The organism is Erwinia sp. E602 (assembly GCF_018141005.1).
Lineage (GTDB): Bacteria > Pseudomonadota > Gammaproteobacteria > Enterobacterales > Enterobacteriaceae > Erwinia.
Window position 1 is genome coordinate 1,743,550 of record NZ_CP046582.1, and the last position, 15,462, is coordinate 1,759,011.

The 15,462-nt window shown below is 60.3% G+C and carries 15 protein-coding genes; 5 read left to right on the top strand and 10 right to left on the bottom strand.

Going from position 1 to position 15,462, the window contains the following annotated elements; genetic code table 11:
• Nucleotides 1-35: 35 nt before the first annotated feature.
• Together phnE (GKQ23_RS09360) and phnE (GKQ23_RS09365) are read left to right on the top strand one after the other, a co-directional pair.
• Entirely contained in the window at nt 36-905 is an 870-nt protein-coding gene (phnE, locus tag GKQ23_RS09360; RefSeq protein ID WP_212410548.1) for a phosphonate ABC transporter, permease protein PhnE, read from the top strand.
• The gene (phnE, locus tag GKQ23_RS09365; protein ID WP_056233065.1) at nt 902-1,792 is read left to right on the top strand and encodes a phosphonate ABC transporter, permease protein PhnE; all 891 of its coding nucleotides are present in this window, start codon (nt 902-904) and stop codon (nt 1,790-1,792) included. The genes phnE (GKQ23_RS09360) and phnE (GKQ23_RS09365) overlap by 4 nt, the downstream gene beginning before the upstream one ends.
• Before the next feature lie 180 nt (nt 1,793-1,972).
• Here the strand turns inward: phnE (GKQ23_RS09365) and GKQ23_RS09370 are convergent, their stop codons facing one another.
• From GKQ23_RS09370 to GKQ23_RS09385, 4 genes are all read right to left on the bottom strand, one after another.
• Entirely contained in the window at nt 1,973-2,797 is an 825-nt protein-coding gene (locus GKQ23_RS09370; RefSeq protein WP_212410550.1) for a glycosyltransferase family 8 protein, read from the bottom strand.
• Complete coding sequence (locus tag GKQ23_RS09375; protein ID WP_212410552.1) at nt 2,794-4,182, bottom strand: D-arabinono-1,4-lactone oxidase; 1,389 nt, start codon at nt 4,180-4,182, stop codon at nt 2,794-2,796. The genes GKQ23_RS09370 and GKQ23_RS09375 overlap by 4 nt, the downstream gene beginning before the upstream one ends.
• Before the next feature lie 129 nt (nt 4,183-4,311).
• Nucleotides 4,312-4,950, bottom strand: coding sequence for a TetR/AcrR family transcriptional regulator (locus GKQ23_RS09380; RefSeq protein ID WP_212410554.1), 639 nt, complete (start codon nt 4,948-4,950; stop codon nt 4,312-4,314).
• Between the two features lie 161 nt (nt 4,951-5,111).
• Complete coding sequence (locus GKQ23_RS09385) at nt 5,112-5,948, bottom strand: AraC family transcriptional regulator (protein ID WP_212410556.1); 837 nt, start codon at nt 5,946-5,948, stop codon at nt 5,112-5,114.
• Nucleotides 5,949-6,190: 242 nt separating this feature from the next.
• Between GKQ23_RS09385 and GKQ23_RS09390 the strand changes: the two genes are divergently transcribed.
• Together GKQ23_RS09390 and melB are read left to right on the top strand one after the other, a co-directional pair.
• Nucleotides 6,191-7,495 (top strand): alpha-glucosidase/alpha-galactosidase, encoded by a 1,305-nt coding sequence (locus GKQ23_RS09390; RefSeq protein ID WP_101506400.1) that lies wholly within the window; start codon nt 6,191-6,193, stop codon nt 7,493-7,495.
• Between the two features lie 105 nt (nt 7,496-7,600).
• On the top strand, nt 7,601-9,052 hold the full coding sequence (gene melB / locus GKQ23_RS09395) for a melibiose:sodium transporter MelB (protein ID WP_212410558.1): 1,452 nt from the start codon (nt 7,601-7,603) through the stop codon (nt 9,050-9,052).
• 70 nt (nt 9,053-9,122) lie between these two features.
• Here the strand turns inward: melB and GKQ23_RS09400 are convergent, their stop codons facing one another.
• The 3 genes from GKQ23_RS09400 to GKQ23_RS09410 form a co-directional block, all read right to left on the bottom strand.
• A complete protein-coding gene (locus GKQ23_RS09400; RefSeq protein WP_212410560.1) occupies nt 9,123-9,569 on the bottom strand; it encodes a hypothetical protein in 447 nt (148 codons plus the stop codon).
• Nucleotides 9,538-9,720, bottom strand: a complete 183-nt coding sequence (locus tag GKQ23_RS09405; protein ID WP_146005511.1) for a hypothetical protein — start codon at nt 9,718-9,720, stop codon at nt 9,538-9,540. Before GKQ23_RS09405 ends, GKQ23_RS09400 begins: the two co-directional genes overlap by 32 nt.
• Nucleotides 9,721-10,025: 305 nt before the next feature.
• Complete coding sequence (locus GKQ23_RS09410) at nt 10,026-11,159, bottom strand: ABC transporter substrate-binding protein (RefSeq protein WP_056233048.1); 1,134 nt, start codon at nt 11,157-11,159, stop codon at nt 10,026-10,028.
• A gap of 331 nt (nt 11,160-11,490) precedes the next feature.
• On the opposite strand from GKQ23_RS09410, the gene GKQ23_RS09415 reads away from it, so the two are divergent.
• Nucleotides 11,491-12,375: an NAD(P)-dependent oxidoreductase gene (locus tag GKQ23_RS09415; protein ID WP_212410562.1), complete on the top strand. Its 885-nt coding sequence runs from the start codon at nt 11,491-11,493 to the stop codon at nt 12,373-12,375.
• A 42-nt stretch (nt 12,376-12,417) separates the two neighbouring features.
• On the opposite strand, the gene GKQ23_RS09420 is transcribed toward GKQ23_RS09415, so the two are convergent.
• The 3 genes from GKQ23_RS09420 to GKQ23_RS09430 all read right to left on the bottom strand — a co-directional run bounded on the left by GKQ23_RS09420 (nt 12,418) and on the right by GKQ23_RS09430 (nt 15,427).
• A complete protein-coding gene (locus GKQ23_RS09420; protein WP_101506398.1) occupies nt 12,418-13,614 on the bottom strand; it encodes an FAD-dependent oxidoreductase in 1,197 nt (398 codons plus the stop codon).
• An 84-nt stretch (nt 13,615-13,698) separates the two neighbouring features.
• On the bottom strand, nt 13,699-14,634 hold the full coding sequence (locus GKQ23_RS09425; RefSeq protein WP_056233042.1) for an ABC transporter substrate-binding protein: 936 nt from the start codon (nt 14,632-14,634) through the stop codon (nt 13,699-13,701).
• A gap of 25 nt (nt 14,635-14,659) precedes the next feature.
• Nucleotides 14,660-15,427 (bottom strand): ABC transporter permease, encoded by a 768-nt coding sequence (locus GKQ23_RS09430; protein WP_212411709.1) that lies wholly within the window; start codon nt 15,425-15,427, stop codon nt 14,660-14,662.
• Nucleotides 15,428-15,462 lie beyond the last annotated feature (35 nt).

Below are 15,462 nucleotides of genomic sequence, written 5' to 3' on the forward strand. Positions count from 1 at the left end.
GGGCCGGATCTCCGGCCCTTTTCTCAGGGTTACCCATGACAAATCCCGACTTCGAGCGTTATTACCAGCAGGTGCGCGGCCGGCAAAAGCGCGACACGCTGCTGTGGTCGCTGGTGCTGGTGGTGCTTTATCTGGCCTCCGGTTATATGGCCGAATTTAATCTGCACACCATCTGGGTCTCGCTGCCCAACTTCTTCGACTACCTGGCCGAAACCATTCCGCGACTGAACGTCGCGCTGCTGTTTGCCGACGGCCACACCGAAGGATCGCTGGCGTACTGGGGCTACCGCCTGCACATCCAGCTGCCGCTGATCTGGGAAACGCTGCAGCTGGCGCTCGGTGCCACCCTGCTGTCGGTGATGATTGCCGCAGTGCTCGGCTTTCTGGCGGCCAACAATACCGGCACGCCGCGCGGCGTCAGCTTCGCCATCCGCTCGCTGGTGGCCTTCTTACGCACCATGCCGGAGCTGGCGTGGGCGGTAATGTTTGTGATGGCCTTTGGTATCGGGGTGATCCCCGGTTTCCTGGCGCTGGCGCTGCACACCGTCGGCAGCCTGACCAAACTGTTCTATGAGGCGATTGAAAGTGCCTCCGACAAGCCGGTGCGCGGGCTGGCGGCGTGCGGGGCATCCCGCGTGCAGCGCATGCGCTTTGCGCTGTGGCCGCAGGTAAAACCGGCGTTTCTCTCCTACGGCTTTATGCGTCTGGAGATCAACTTCCGCCAGTCGACCATTCTCGGGCTGGTGGGGGCAGGGGGCATCGGCCAGGAGCTGATGACCAACATTAAACTGGATCGCTACGATCAGGTCAGCATGACGCTGCTGCTGATCATCGTGGTGGTCACGCTGCTTGACACCTTCTCCGGGCGTCTGCGTCAGCGCGTAGTGGAAGGGAGCAAAGCATGATCGGTCTGATCGGTACGGAACAGCTGGAGCGCATGCGCGCGCAGCACCAGGCGCTGTTTTCCCTGCAGCGCCGCTATCTGCAGCGCATCGGCCTGATCGCCGCGGCGATCCTGCTGTGGTACGTCTGGTTCTTCGTCACCTTTGGCATCAGCTGGCAGCAGCTGACGGTGGGAATGACCCAGCTGGGCCACTACTTCCTGCGCATGTTTGTCTGGCATGACGTGGCCAGCTGGCCGTTCGCCTACTACTTTACGCAGATCTTTATCACCATTGCTATCGTGTTTGCCGGCACCATTACCGCCACGCTGCTGGCGCTGCCGCTGTCGTTCCTGGCGGCGCGTAACGTGATGACCGGGCCGCTGCTGCGTCCGCTGGCGCTGGTCATCCGCCGTCTGCTGGACGTGATGCGCGGCATTGATATGGCGATCTGGGGGCTAATCTTCGTGCGCGCGGTGGGCATGGGGCCGCTGGCCGGGGTGCTGGCGATCGTGATGCAGGACGTCGGGCTGTTGGGTAAACTTTACGCCGAAGGCCACGAAGCGGTGGATCGCTCGCCGGGACGCGGGCTGAACGCGGTGGGAGCCAACGCGCTGCAGAAGCATCGCTACGGCATATTCACGCAGTCGTTCCCCGCCTTCCTGGCGCTAAGCCTGTATCAGATCGAGTCCAACACCCGCTCGGCGGCGGTGCTCGGCTTTGTCGGCGCGGGCGGTGTTGGCCTGATCTACGCTGAGAATATGCGCCTGTGGAACTGGGACGTGGTGATGTTTATCACCCTGATTCTGGTGGTGGTGGTGATGACCATGGACACCCTCTCCGCGAAGCTGCGCAAACGCTATATCAGCGGCCAGCCGGTGCCGCTGTTTACGCCGGAACCGGTGCGTTAAGGGGCTGAGACAGGTGGCATACCGCCATCGTCGCCCCGGCGGGCGGAGCCTTCAGGACAACGTGCCGGGTTGATTACCCGGCTTCCCGCCAGCCACTCTTTTCAGATCAGTGGCTGCAAGGGCAGACGCGTGTGAGGCGTTGCTGACTAACCCGACGCGCTGCCTGTTTTTTGCGGCCATTTACAGGCCAGCGGCCACCTGCCACCAGGCCTTATCCAGCGCATAGTAGCGGCTCTGCGGATCGGGCTGCTGCTGCCACGGCTTATCGATAATGTAGTGGATGTTCTTCACCCGATCGATATCCCAGACGGCCGGGTGCTGATGCGGCAGGGTCTTCAGCGCGTTATAAATATACGGCAGCGGCTGCCAGCGGTTGCGGTAGAACTGGTTCAGGAAGTCCTGCTCGGCAAACAGATAGCCGGAGAGGTCGTCCAGCGCCGCCAGCTGCGCCAGCATCTGGTCAAACACCTGCTGGTCCGGCGTCAGCAGCAGAAAACCGCCATTCAGATAGTTATCCACTTTATCCGGCTGCTCAACGTGATCCACCCCACGGCAAACGCTGTAGAAGCAGTTTTCCGGCACCCAGTCGGCGGGGTAGCTGGCAATCTGATTCGGGTTGCAGCGACAGGCGTGGCAGGCGGCAATGGTACCCGGTGCCAGCGGCAGGCCGAACAGCTCATCCATATTCTGCGTTACCAGCATATCGGCATCGAGAAAGGCGAGGCGGGAAAATTCGGTTAACTGCCACGCCCGCAGCTTGCTCCACACCTCGGCAAAACGTGCGTTGGCGTAGCGGTTGGCCAGCTCAGGGTTGGGGCTGAGCGGAGCCACTTCGCGTATCAGTGCGCCCTCTGACTCCAGCTGCTGGCGTGCTGCGGGTGCGATATTCTCCGTGACCATCACCACCAGCGGATAACGGCTGTCGCTGAGCCGCAAAGAACGGTTCAGTGCGCGCACGCCGATCAGGTAGTCCGGCTGCGTCAGCAGGGTTGCCCATGCCATCATGCTGTGGCCTCCTTAAGCAGCTGCTGGCTGAAGGTGTTACTAAAACGGTGCTGCGGATCGAGCCGTTCGCGCACCGCCCGGAATGCCGCCAGCTGCGGGTAAATCCGATCCCAGTTATACAGTGAGGCGTCGAAGTATTTGCCCCAGTGCGGCCGGCCACCTTCTTCCGCCAGCAGTTTTTCCACCGCGGTGATAAACGCCAGCCCCTCTTCAGAGAGTGAACCGTCTTCAGCGTAATAGACCACAAAGCCAAAGAAGCAGCTGGCCTGCTGATACGCCGGACTCAGCCAGCTTTCTGATGCGCCCGTGCAGCGCAGGATCACCGGATAGTGCATATGCGGCTGTTCGTCGGCGTGCCAGCGCTTAATGCGTTCAATCACCGCCGGCGCACGTTCGAGTGGGATGGCGATTTCAACGTTGATCTGCGGGGTGGCAATACCGCGACAGAATACCTGATAGATATCGCCGGTCACGTCGGTGAAGTCTTTAAAGCGGGTCACGGTGCGGAACGGCTTGCCGTTTTCATCGGCGATCTGCGTGTCGCTGCGCATATGCTCCAGCGTGCGGTCTACCGTCTGATTCATCGCATCGTTAGTTTCATGGTACTTCAGCAGATCGTCGCCGTTCAGGCGGTAGTTTTCCCGCTCCTCATCCGTGGCTTCCCGCGCCGTCCACAGGTGCACCTGGTTTTCGCCGGGGAACCACCAGGCTTTGCTTAAGGCGTAGTCCTGGTTCCAGGTCAGCAGATCTTCCGCGAGCGAGTCAGCGCTGACCGCGCTTTTATGGCAGGTATAAATCCCCAGCGGGCAGGTGCGCAGGGTGACGGCGGTCACTGCACCCAGGCAGCCCAGACCCAGCTGTACGGCGGGGAAATCCGCGTGCTGACGATCGAATTCAGCGATGCTGCCGTCGGCCAGTACCATGCGGATTGCCAGCACCTCGTCACCAATCGTGCTCTGTTGCAGCCCCTGGCCGTGGGTTCCCGTCGCCAGCGCACCGGCCAGCGTTTGTGCGGCGATAACGCCGGGGGAAGCCGGCAGCATACGGTTCATGCCGGTCAGCACCTCGTAGACTTCATGCAGCGGTGTGCCCCCCGCGAAGGTTGCGCTCTGTTCATCACTGGCAAGCAGGCCGCGCAGCTGCGAGGTATCAATCAAACGGTCACCGGCATCGGCCAGCGCCAGCATTCTGCCAGGTGACATGCGGCTGCCCATAATACGCACCCTGCCATGACTGGCACACAACAACGCCTGCAGTTCGGCCTCACTGGCGGGGTAATCAATCTGGCTGATATGCGCCAGCGTGGCGTTCTGCGCCCAGTTCCACTGGCGCGAGGGGGACTCGGGCAGCTGCGGCTGGCGGCGGGGATAGCGTTCTTGCGTCATTGACGGCACCTCTTTAAGCCTGACTTTTGCGTACATCGTTACGCAACACAGTATTAAGGGTAGCCAGAAAACCCCGTTACGCAGACGTAACGGGGTAAAATTGTACATTACGGATTTATCTGTACAGATTTAACGGGCAGGGCGCAGGTAGCGCAGCGTCGCCTCCACCACCAGCTGGCGGTTGCGGGCCACGCTCTGCTGTTCGCTCTCATCGCCGCCGAACAGGGTGTGAAAGGTGTAACGGTTTGCAACATTATGCGTGCAGATACTGCTGATCAGGCGGTGGACGTCAACGGTTTGCACCTGTGGATCGAACTCGCCGCTCTGCTTACCGCGCACCAGCACGCTATCCAGTACGTCCAGCGCGCTCTGGTTCAGCGCCTTAATAGACGTCGACTGGCTGATATAACGGCCGCGCATCAGGTTCTCGCTGCACACCAGCCGCATAAAGTCCGGGTGGCTGATGTGATAATCAAAGCTGGCCTCGGCCAGCCGGGCAATCGCCTCGGTCGGTGACATCTCCGCCAGATTCAGTCCGCTCTCATGGGAACGGATCTCCTGATAGACCAGGTGCAGCACGTCAATATACAACTGCTCTTTGTTGCTGAAGTGGTACACCACCATGCGTTTGGTGGTCTGCGCATTTTCGGCAATCTGCTCCATGCGGGCGCCCTGCAGGCCGAACTCGGCAAAGGTGGTCAGGGCGCTGGCAAGAATGCGTTTTTTTAACCCTTCGGGATCGTTTTTACGTTTGGCGGGGGCGTTCATAGCGGGTGACAGTCCGTTCTCTATACTGTGGAAACCGCGCTCAGAGTACCCTCAGCCGGGGCAGTTTACAAATAGCGGTGCGCGGTCACGCAGCTTCGGGACGATAAAACGGCCGTACGCCGGCCGCAGGCGTAATTTCGACCGGTGCTGTGAGCGTTGGCTTAAATATCGCTATTGGCCTGTCTGCGCCGCCATTCGCTTGGCGAGCAATGAAAGTAGTGGTTAAACACTTTGGCGAATTGCATCTGGCTGCCGTAGCCCACTGAATAAGCGATTACTTTCACCGGTAGTGACCGGTCAGCCAGCAGCGTGGTGGCCACATTCATACGCAGCTGCAGCAGATAGTGTTTTGGCCCGTAACCAAACTGTTGCTGAAACAGCCGGCTGAGATAACTGCGGTCTATATTGCAATATTCCGCCACCTCGGCAATGCTGAAATTGCGGTGGTAGTGGCGTTCAATATACTGCGTCGCGTTATCCAGATGCCGGCTGATGCTGGAGGTTTCACTGCCCGCGCGGCTGCTGGCGCTGCCGGCGATCAGCGCGTCCAGAAACAGGCAGGTCAGCCCGGTAATGCGCAGCGAATGCTGTGGATCTTCGGCGATCAACGCCTGCAGCAGTCGGCCCTCACCGGCCAGGGAATCAGGGTCTTTTGGACGGTACAGCGGCATATCGCGCCGTAATCCGCATTTTTCCAGGCTTCTTGCCGCCATCAGGCCATCCATCTCAATCCACATATACTCCCAGGGGGTGCGCTTATCTGCCACGTAGGTGGTAATTTCGTGCGGCCAGATCAGAAAGGCTTCCCCCTGTCTGACCGGCCAGCTGTGCTGTTCAGTATGGAGCGTGCCGCAACCCTGTATCACATAATGCAAAAGATAGTGCTGACGCACCGCCGGGCCATAGCTGTGCTGGCTGGTACAGACTTCATGGCCGTACTGATAAATGTTCAGCCCGAACTGCGCGATATCATCCGGATTAATATCTTTCTGAATCATGCCACTCTCCCGTAGTTGACTGAATTACAGCAATATTTTTCATAAAAAACAGACCCGATATCTGCAGGATGTGAGCCTGAGCATTTTATTAACGCTTTCCTGAGGCGAATTAGCGAGCCAGATCACAGTTCAATTTCAGCGTCATTTTTCACCATATCAATGTCAAAAAATGACATAGGCAGGCCCGCGGGCTTTGCCTAGAGTGGGTTCAACTTCACCCGATGTCTGATAAGGAACTGACCATGAAAATTACTTTTCTCGGTGCCGGCAGCACCGTTTTCGCCAAAAACGTACTGGGGGATATTCTGGCTACCCCGGCGCTGCAGCAGGTCGATATCGCCCTTTACGATATCGATGAGCAGCGGCTCAACGACTCCTGGCAGATGCTGAATAACCTCAACGCCAATCTGAGCCAGGGCAAAGCACGGATCGAAAAATTTGCCGGGGTGGAAAATCGTCGCCGCGCCCTGCAGGGTGCCAGCTATGTGATCAACGCCATTCAGGTTGGCGGCTACGATCCCTGCACCATTACCGACTTTGAGATTGCCAAAAAATATGGCCTGCGCCAGACCATCGCCGATACGCTGGGCATCGGCGGGCTGTTCCGCGCGCTGCGCACCATCCCGGTGATGCTGGAGTTTGCTCGTGATATGGAAGCGGTGTGCCCGGACGCCTGGCTGCTTAACTACACCAACCCGATGGCCTCGCTGACCGGGGCGATGCTGCGGCACACCGGGATCAAAACCGTTGGCCTGTGCCACAGCGTGCAGGTCTGCGCCGAAACGCTGCTGAAGTCGGTGGATATGCCGACGGATGGCGTAAAATGGCAAATCGCCGGTATTAACCATATGGCCTGGCTGCTGAACATCAGCCGCAATGGTGAAGATCTCTACCCGGAAATCAAGCGCCGCGCCGCCGCGCTGCAGCACAGGCACGACGATATGGTGCGCCATGAAATCATGCGCGTGTTCGGCTGCTACGTCACCGAATCCTCCGAGCATAACGCCGAGTACATGCCGTACTGGATCAAGCGTAACTACCCGGAGCTGATCGAACGTTTCAACATCCCGCTCGACGAATACCCGCGCCGCTGCATTGAGCAGATTGACCGCTGGCAGCTGCAGCGCGAGCGGCTGACGCAGAATGACAACCTGACCCATACCCGCAGCCACGAATATGCGTCGTGGATGATCGAAGCGATGGAGACCGACGTGCCGTACAAGATCGGCGGCAACGTGCTGAATAACGGGCTGATTACCAACCTGCCGGCGGAGGCCTGCGTCGAGGTGCCGTGCCTGGTGGATGGCCAGGGCGTAACGCCGTGCCACGTCGGTGCGCTGCCGCCGCAGCTGGCCGCGCTGAACCGCACCAATATCAACACCCAGCTGCTGACTATTGAAGCGGCGGTCAGCCGTAAAAAAGAGCATATCTACCACGCCGCGCTGCTCGATCCGCATACCTCGGCAGAGCTGTCGATTGATGACACCATCCGCCTGTGTGACGAGCTGATCGCCGCCCACGGTGACTGGCTGCCGGCGTACCGCTAACGCATACCCGGGATCCCCCGCCAAACTTACCCTTAACCGGAACCCTCACTGAAAGGTCGGCAGGTGGCGCAAATCGCCTGCCGGTCGGGGACGTGCGGAGCAGCAATGAGCGTGTCACTGAAAACCAAGGTTAGCTTCGGACTCGGTGCCTTCGGCAAGGACTTTGCCATCGGCATTATCTATATGTACCTGATGTACTACTACACCGACGTGGTCGGCGTGTCGGTCAGCATGGTCGCCTCGCTGTTCCTGGTGGCGCGCATTCTGGATGCGCTGTTCGACCCGGTGATGGGCTGGATCGTCGAGCGCACCCGCAGCCGCTGGGGCAAGTTTAAGCCGTGGATTCTGGCTGGCACGCTGACCAACTCGGCGGTGCTGGTGTCGGTGTTCAGCGCCCACCACTTTGAAGGCGGCGCGCTGATCGCCTGGATCTGGGCCACCTATCTGCTGTGGGGCTTTACCTACACGCTGATGGATGTGCCGTTCTGGTCGCTGGTGCCCTGCATCACGCTGGATAAAAAGGAGCGTGAGGCGCTGATCCCGTGGCCGCGCTTCTTCGCCAGCCTGGCCGGTTATACCACCGGGGTGATTGGCCTGCCGCTGGTCAATGCCCTCGGCAACGGCGATAAGGGGCAGGGTTTTATGCTGTTCTCTCTGATCCTCGTGGCGTTCTTTATCGCCTCCGCCATCATCACCCTGCGTAATATTGAAGAGAAGTACTCCTCCTCGGCCACGCCTGCCGCCGCTGAACACACCACCCTGAAGGCGGTGTTAAGCATGATTTTCCGCAACCGCCCGCTGTTTGCACTGCTGCTGATGGCGCTGGCGTGGAACCTCGCGCACAACGTCATCACCGCGTTTGCCATCTACTACTTCACCTACGTGGTCGGCAAAGCGGAGCTGTTCCCGTGGTATATGATGTACGCCGGCATCGCTAACCTGGTAGCCATCCTCTGCTTCCCGAAACTGGTGGCGCGCTTCTCGCGCCGGGCGCTGTGGATCAGCGCCTCGGTGCTGCCGGTGCTCAGCTGTCTGCTGCTGCTGGCGGTGAGCCTGTTTGCGCCGCAGAGCGCCACGCTGATTTCGCTCTCCGGCATCCTGGCGAACGTCGGTAGCGCGTTCTTCTGGGTGCTGCTGGTGATCATGGTGGCGGACACCGTTGACTGGGGCGACTATGCGCTGGGCGTGCGTATCGAAAGCATCGCCTACTCGGTGCAGACCATGGTGGTCAAGGCCGGTGCGGCTTTCGCCGGGCTGCTGATCGGCGTGATGCTGGGCATCGTCGGCTACGTGCCCGGTGCGGTGCAGTCGGCCAGTACGGTGATCGGCATGCAGGGGATTATGATCGTCGTGCCGCTGCTGTTCTTTATGCTGACGCTGTGGATCTATCTGCGGCACTACAAACTGGACGGCAACGTTCTGCAGCAGATGCAGCGCGCGCTGCAGCAGAAGTACGATCACGGGGTCACGCCGGTCGCGCCACCGTTAACGCCGGCTGCAGCGGTAACGGCAGAAAAGCGTCCGGGCGCAACCGCGATACGTCCGGGAGAGATCTAAGCTGGCGCAGTGGCACGGTGCGTGCGCCTCCCTTGTGGGAACGCCGGGGGGCAGCCGCGCACGGTGCTGTTTAGCGGGTTATCTGCCCGCTCAGACGCTCGCGAATCGATCGCATATAGTCGCGATCGTATTTACGTCGGAGAGAGCCGAACATCTCGTCATGGGATATCAGGTTATGTAACACCATGATCGTCCCGATCCCCCCATCGTGGTGTTCGTCCCTGAAGGTGACAACCAGCAGGGGATCGACATCCGTACGATCGACTCGGGTATGATTAATACCAATATACCAGGGAGAGGAGCCAGTCGTGGAGTTGGAGTCTTTCACCATGCCATAAGCAAAAAGATCGCCATGTTGATAGACATCGACAAAGCCTTGCTGAAGCCAGAGCTCGATCAGATTAAGCAGGTCCTCTTCGTACGATTCGACAACCTCTTTATCGAAACCAAAAAACAGGCTGACTTCATCGAAATGTGGATTGATCTCAACCGACGTAATACTTTTTCGGATTATCAATGGGGGTTCCCTCGGCGTTGGTTGCTCCCTTGCGCGCCAGACGGAACTGCTGGCGAAGTGCTTCCCGGGAGCGACCATTGATTTCCACTCCAGGCACCTTAGCGGCCTGTTGCAGAATAGTGTTTACCTCTGGAGCATTCACGTTTTTCATAAGCACCTCGCTGTGTGATAAGTGAGCAATGGTAACACAGGAACTGACGTCGTGAATGACCTGAGCCCCACCTTTTTACAAAGGCTAACGTGTTCCGGTCTCTGAAGTTATCCGTTAATCGCAGAGTTCCCGCACCACGTCTGGCGAACAGTAAACGCAGTGCAGGCAAATCGGAGAGAGGCATTTTGTGCGAACAGAACAGGTGAAGCCACAAGATGGAAGCAGGCCCGCAATATTCATGCTGAAAGCCAAAAAAAAAACCGCGCGCTGGCGGGCAGTGCGCGGCAGAGGGGGCGGGCGAGGGGTTATTTCGCCGGATGGTACTGCAGGTTGATCGGTGCCGCCGGAATGGTGGTGAACTGGCTGATGATGGTGCGGTAGTCCGCTTCCGGGTTCAGATCCTTAAACTGCTGCGGGTAGAAGTCCTTCGCCAGGATCTCCATGCCGATAATGTTATACGGGTGGTTATAGAAGTGGTGGTAGACCGCCGCCACCTTACCCGCCTTCACCGCCGGAATATCTTTTACGCCGGTACGGTTGCGCAGGCTGTCAAAGGTGGCCTTGATCTCATCGGTGGTGGTGTTATAGCCCAGCGGGATCACGGTGCTGCCTTTACCGCCGCGTTTGGAACCGCTCATCACATAGTAGTCCGGGTTTTCGCTAATCACTTTCTCCACGGGGATCACGCCGGTCGCGCCCGGCAGCAGTTCAGAGCCGATATTCACCGCACCCACCGCTTCCGCCAGCCCGCCCCAGCCGTTGTGGCTATGGGTAAAGCAGCAGGAGTCACCGCCGCCGCTGATGCCGGCAATCGGTTCAATAAATACCCGCGGCTTCGGCGACACGTTTTTTACCGCGTTCTGAATGGCCGTCAGCTTCTGGTTATAGAAGGTGGTGTACTCCGCCGCGTGGCTCTCCTGGTTCAGCACCTTACCCAGCAGGGTGACGCTGTTGGCAGTATTCTGCACCGCGTGCAGCTCATCATCAATAAACAGCACCGGCACTTTCAGGTCGGCCAGCTGCTTCAGCACGCCGGTCTGCTGCAGGGCCGGTTTGGCGCGCAGCTGGGCGATCATCAGGTCGGGGTGCTTCGAGATCACCGTTTCCAGATTCACCTGCCCCTGATCGGAGAAGCCCATATCCAGAATCGATGCGGATTCCGGCCAGCGTTGCTGCAACAGATTCCAGCTGCCGCTGTCCTGCTTCTTCAGCAGGTTATTCCACGTCACCACGCGTTTAAACGGGTTCTCACGGTCCAGCAGCGCCAGGTTAAGAATATCGCGGCCGTCCTGCAGGATCACCCGCTGCGGCTCTTTATCCAGCGTGACCTGCTGGCCGTCCATATCGGTTACGGTCAGCGGGTAGGTGGTGGCGAAGGCGAGCGCGGGCAGCGTGCTCAGCAGCAGGGCGGAAAGCTTAAGTTTGAAGGTGTTGTTCATGGTGTGCAGATCCGGCGTTAGTTCAGAATAGAGGAATGATAGTTATTATCATTCTCCTTAAACAATAGGTAAACTTCTTAAAGAAATGTCACTAAATTGTAAGGCCGGGTCATATTTTGCTGCAAAACTGGCCTTTATGCTGTCCAGGCTTTCGCCGCACCGTTCTGGCGGCCGCCGTGCAGCAGCAACGGATCCGCGTCTGCTATGCGACATACGTGGCCGGCGGCATGAGTGAGGCAAGGATATTGACGCGCAGTAACCGTCTGGCGGTAGTGGTTACCGGGGCACAGGTGCTGTAATGACGATACGTAGCGGTAAAGGAGAAGAGCAGATGAGTGATAATCATATTGGCATACTGGGTACCGGGCTGATGGGCGCGCCGATCGCGCGGCGGCTGGCGGTGGCGGGCTGGAAGGTCAGTGCCTGGAACCGCAGCGCGGAGAAGCTAACCCCGCTGGTGGCCGAGGGCATCACGCCGGCCGCCACACCCGCTGAGCTGGCGGCGCACTGCGAAGTACTCATCTGCCTGCTCAGCGATGCTGACGCCTGTGAACAGGCGATTTTCGCCCCCGGCGCGGCGTTATCGGCGGCCCGCCCGGGTACGGCGCTGCTGATGATGAGCACCCTGTCACCGGAGATTGTCAGCGGGCAGGCCGAACGGGCCGCCGCCGCCGGCGTTGAGTTTCTCGATCTGCCGGTGTCCGGCGGCACGCGCGGCGCAGAGCAGGGCACGCTGTCGCTGATGGCCGGCGGCGATGCGGCGCTGATTGAGCGTCTGCAACCGCTGCTGGCGGTAACAGGGCGGGTTACGCGGGTTGGCGAGGTCGGGGCCGGGCAGCTGACCAAACTGGTCAATCAGATCGTGGTGGCTGGCACACTGTCACTGCTGTCGGAAGCGCTGCTGCTGGCCGAACGCGGCGGGGCTGACCCGGTGCAGGTGCGCGAGGCGCTGCTCGGCGGTTTTGCCGACTCCACCCTTCTGCGCCAGCACGGTGAACGCATGGTCAGCGGGGATTTCGCCGCGCGCGGCCCGGCCAAATGGCAGCTGAAAGACACCCGCAGCGCGGTGGCGCTGGCCGACGAACTGGGCCTGTCGCTGCCGCTGACCACCACCGTCAATCAGCTGTTCACCCAGATGATCGCCGCCGGTGACGGTGAGCTGGATCACTGCGCGATCCTGCGCCAGATCCGACGGCTGAACGGCGAACGGCTCTGACCGCTGCGTTAATGATGCCGGGCCGTTGATGCGTATCCCCAGCTAAAGCCGGGGTTTTTCCCGTCGGAAGCCCAGGCCGATGATCCAGCCAAACACGTAAGGCAGGAAGCGGTAGCGCTTGATAATGCGCGGCAGCGGGCTGGGCTGCCCCTCGGGGCGCTTTTTGCCGCTCATCTTAATCTGGATAAACTGCGTGGCGCGGGTGGGAAACGCGCGGCGCTTCTGTACCTTTTGCAGCTGCTGCAGGCTGACGCTGCCTCGCAGCAGCGGGCGGGTAAGCAGATTGGCGGCCGCCACCGCATCCTGAATCGCCAGGTTTACTCCCACGCCGCCAATCGGCGACATCGCGTGCGCGGCGTCGCCGATGCACAGCAGGCCGGGTTTTGCCCAGGCATCCAGCCGGTCAATTTTAATCTCCAGCAGGCGGAAGTCCTGCCAGCCCTGTAACTGCCCTAACCGTTCGGCGGAGAAGGGGGCAACGGCGGCAATCTGCTGCTTAAACGCATCCACATTCCCCTGGCTCAGCTGGGCATACTCGCCTTTCATAATTGAATAGCCGCACTGCCAGAAGTCGCCGCGGTCGATCATAATAAAGTTCTGCTTTGGCCCCTTATGGCCCATGCCCCACTGCGGATCGTCCGCCTGTTTATCCAGCCGGAACCACACCACGTCGCGCGGCGCGCCGAACGACTGACCGGTTAAGCCTGCCTGCTGGCGCACCCGCGAATGGCGACCGTCGCAGCCGACCACCAGTTGTGCCGTAATCTCAGTCTGCTGCTCGCCGTTTAACGCGGTGACGCCGCAGACGCGATCGCCGTCATAGCGCAGTTCGCCAAAGGCGGTGGACTGCAGCAGGGTAAAACCGGGCAGCGCGCGGGCTTTGGCGGCGAGAAAATTGAGGAAGTCCCACTGCGGCATAAAGGCGATATAGCGGCATTTCACCGGCAGGCGGCGGAAGTCCGCCAGCGTCACCTCTTCGCCGCCCACTTCCGCCTGCAGGCGTTCGGCCTTCTGGTGCGGCAGGGTCAGCAGTTCCTCCAGCAGCCCGAGCTGGTGCATGATCTGCAGGGTGGAGGGGTGAATGGTGTCGCCTCGAAAGTCGCGCAGAAAGTCCGGGTGCTTTTCCAGCACCACCACCTGAACGCCGGCGCGGGCCAGTAAGTAGCCGAGCATCAGCCCGGCGGGGCCACCGCCGACGATGCAGCAGTCGGTGGTGAGGGAGGATACTGCCTGAGTCATAACGCCGCTCCTGGGTAAACTGTCCGATATGATAATAGTTCTCATTATCTCCCTCGGACAGCTTTTTTCACTGCGGCAGCGCGATTATTTAATTTCTACCGCGTACTGCTCCACCGGGGTGATTTTCTTAATCAGCTTATTGTCGAACATAAACTGCTCGTAGGCCTGGTAACGGGCGGTATCCAGGTGGGCCGGATCGGCGGCAAACAGCGGCAGGCTCTTTTTCCACGCCAGGCGGTTCAGCTCGGTGTTCAGTTCAGGATGGGTGGCGGCAAACTTTTTCCAGGTCTCGTCCGGGTGCGCCTGCAGATACTCGCCGCCTTTTTTCAGCGCGGCGAGGAATTTCTTCACCTTCGGCGCGGCCACGTCGTCGCGGTTGGCGACGATAATCAGCTCGTCGTAGGCCGGGGTGCCGTAATCTTCCACGTTAAACACCACCGGCTTCCTGCCCTGCAGCTGCAGCTCCAGCGCTTCGATATTGCGATAGCCGCCGATCACCGCATCCACCTGGCCCGCCAGCAGCGCGCCGGAGAGCTGGAAGTTAACGTTGATCATTTTAACGTCGGTGGTGGCTACCCCTTCATGCTTCAGCATGGTGTTCAGGGTGGCGTCCTCAATGCCGCTCACCGAGAAGCCAACGGTTTTTCCCTTCAGCCCGGCGGGGGTGGTGATGCTTTTATCCAGCGTCATCACCGTGTTCAGCGGCGTGTTGACCAGCGTACCGACGCGCACCAGCGGCAGGTTCCGATCGGCAAAGTAGTGCAGCTGCGGCTGATAGGTGATCGCCAGGTCGGCTTTCTTTGCCGCCACCAGACGCGGCGGCAGCGACGGATCGGACGGTGGCACGATCGTAACGTCCAGCCCTTCGGCCTTAAAGGCACCGATCTGTTCGGCCACCAGGATCGGCGCGTGGTCCGGATTCACGTACCAGTCGAGCATCAGCGTGACCTTTTCGGCGGCCAGCGCCGGGGTGGTGCAGAGGGCGCTTAACAGCAGCGCGCAGGCGTTCTTTTTCAGCATGGTAAACCCTTATTATCGTTGTTAATCAGCGGCTGTCCGGTGCCCAGCGGATCAGCCGCCGCAGCAGCGCATCCACCGCTATCCAGAGTGAAACGGTCATTAAAATCAGGATAAACAGCGCGGCAAAGCACTGCTCCGGCTGCATACGGGCGTTGGCGTTGATCATCACGTAGCCCAGCCCCTCGGCGGAGCCGACCCATTCGCCGATAATCGCGCCGATCGGGGCCACGGCGGCGGCCATGCGCAGGCCGGTGCCGAAGGCGGGCAGCGCCGCCATCAGCCGCACGTGGCGCAGCTGAGCCCGGGGCGACGCGCCCAGCGTGCGTGCCAGATCCAGCCAGCCGCTGTCCACCCGCCGCAGGCCGTCGAAGAACGCCGACGTGACCGGGAAGAAGATCACCAGCACCGCCATCGCCACCTTGGCGCTCATGCCAAAGCCGAACCACAGCACCAGCAGCGGGGCGAGGGCAAACACCGGGATCGCCTGGCTGGTCAGCACCAGCGGCATCAGCCAGCGCTGCAGGCGCGGTGAGCCGATCATCGCCAGTGCCAGCAGCGCGCCGAACAGCACGCCGAGGATCAGCCCGGAAAACACCTCCGAGGCGGTAATCAGCGTGTGCCAGGCGAGATAGTCGCGGCCGGTCCACAGCGCCAGCGCCACGGCGGCGGGCGAGGGCAGCAGAAAGGCCGGGATCGCGCCAAAGGTAGTGACTCCCCACCACAGCAGCAGCAGCCCGGCAAACACCGTCAGCCCACGCCGCCAGCGGGTAAAACGGCTGTCGCGGTGCATCATTCTGTTTTCACCGGTCACCCAGCGGGTAATGCGTC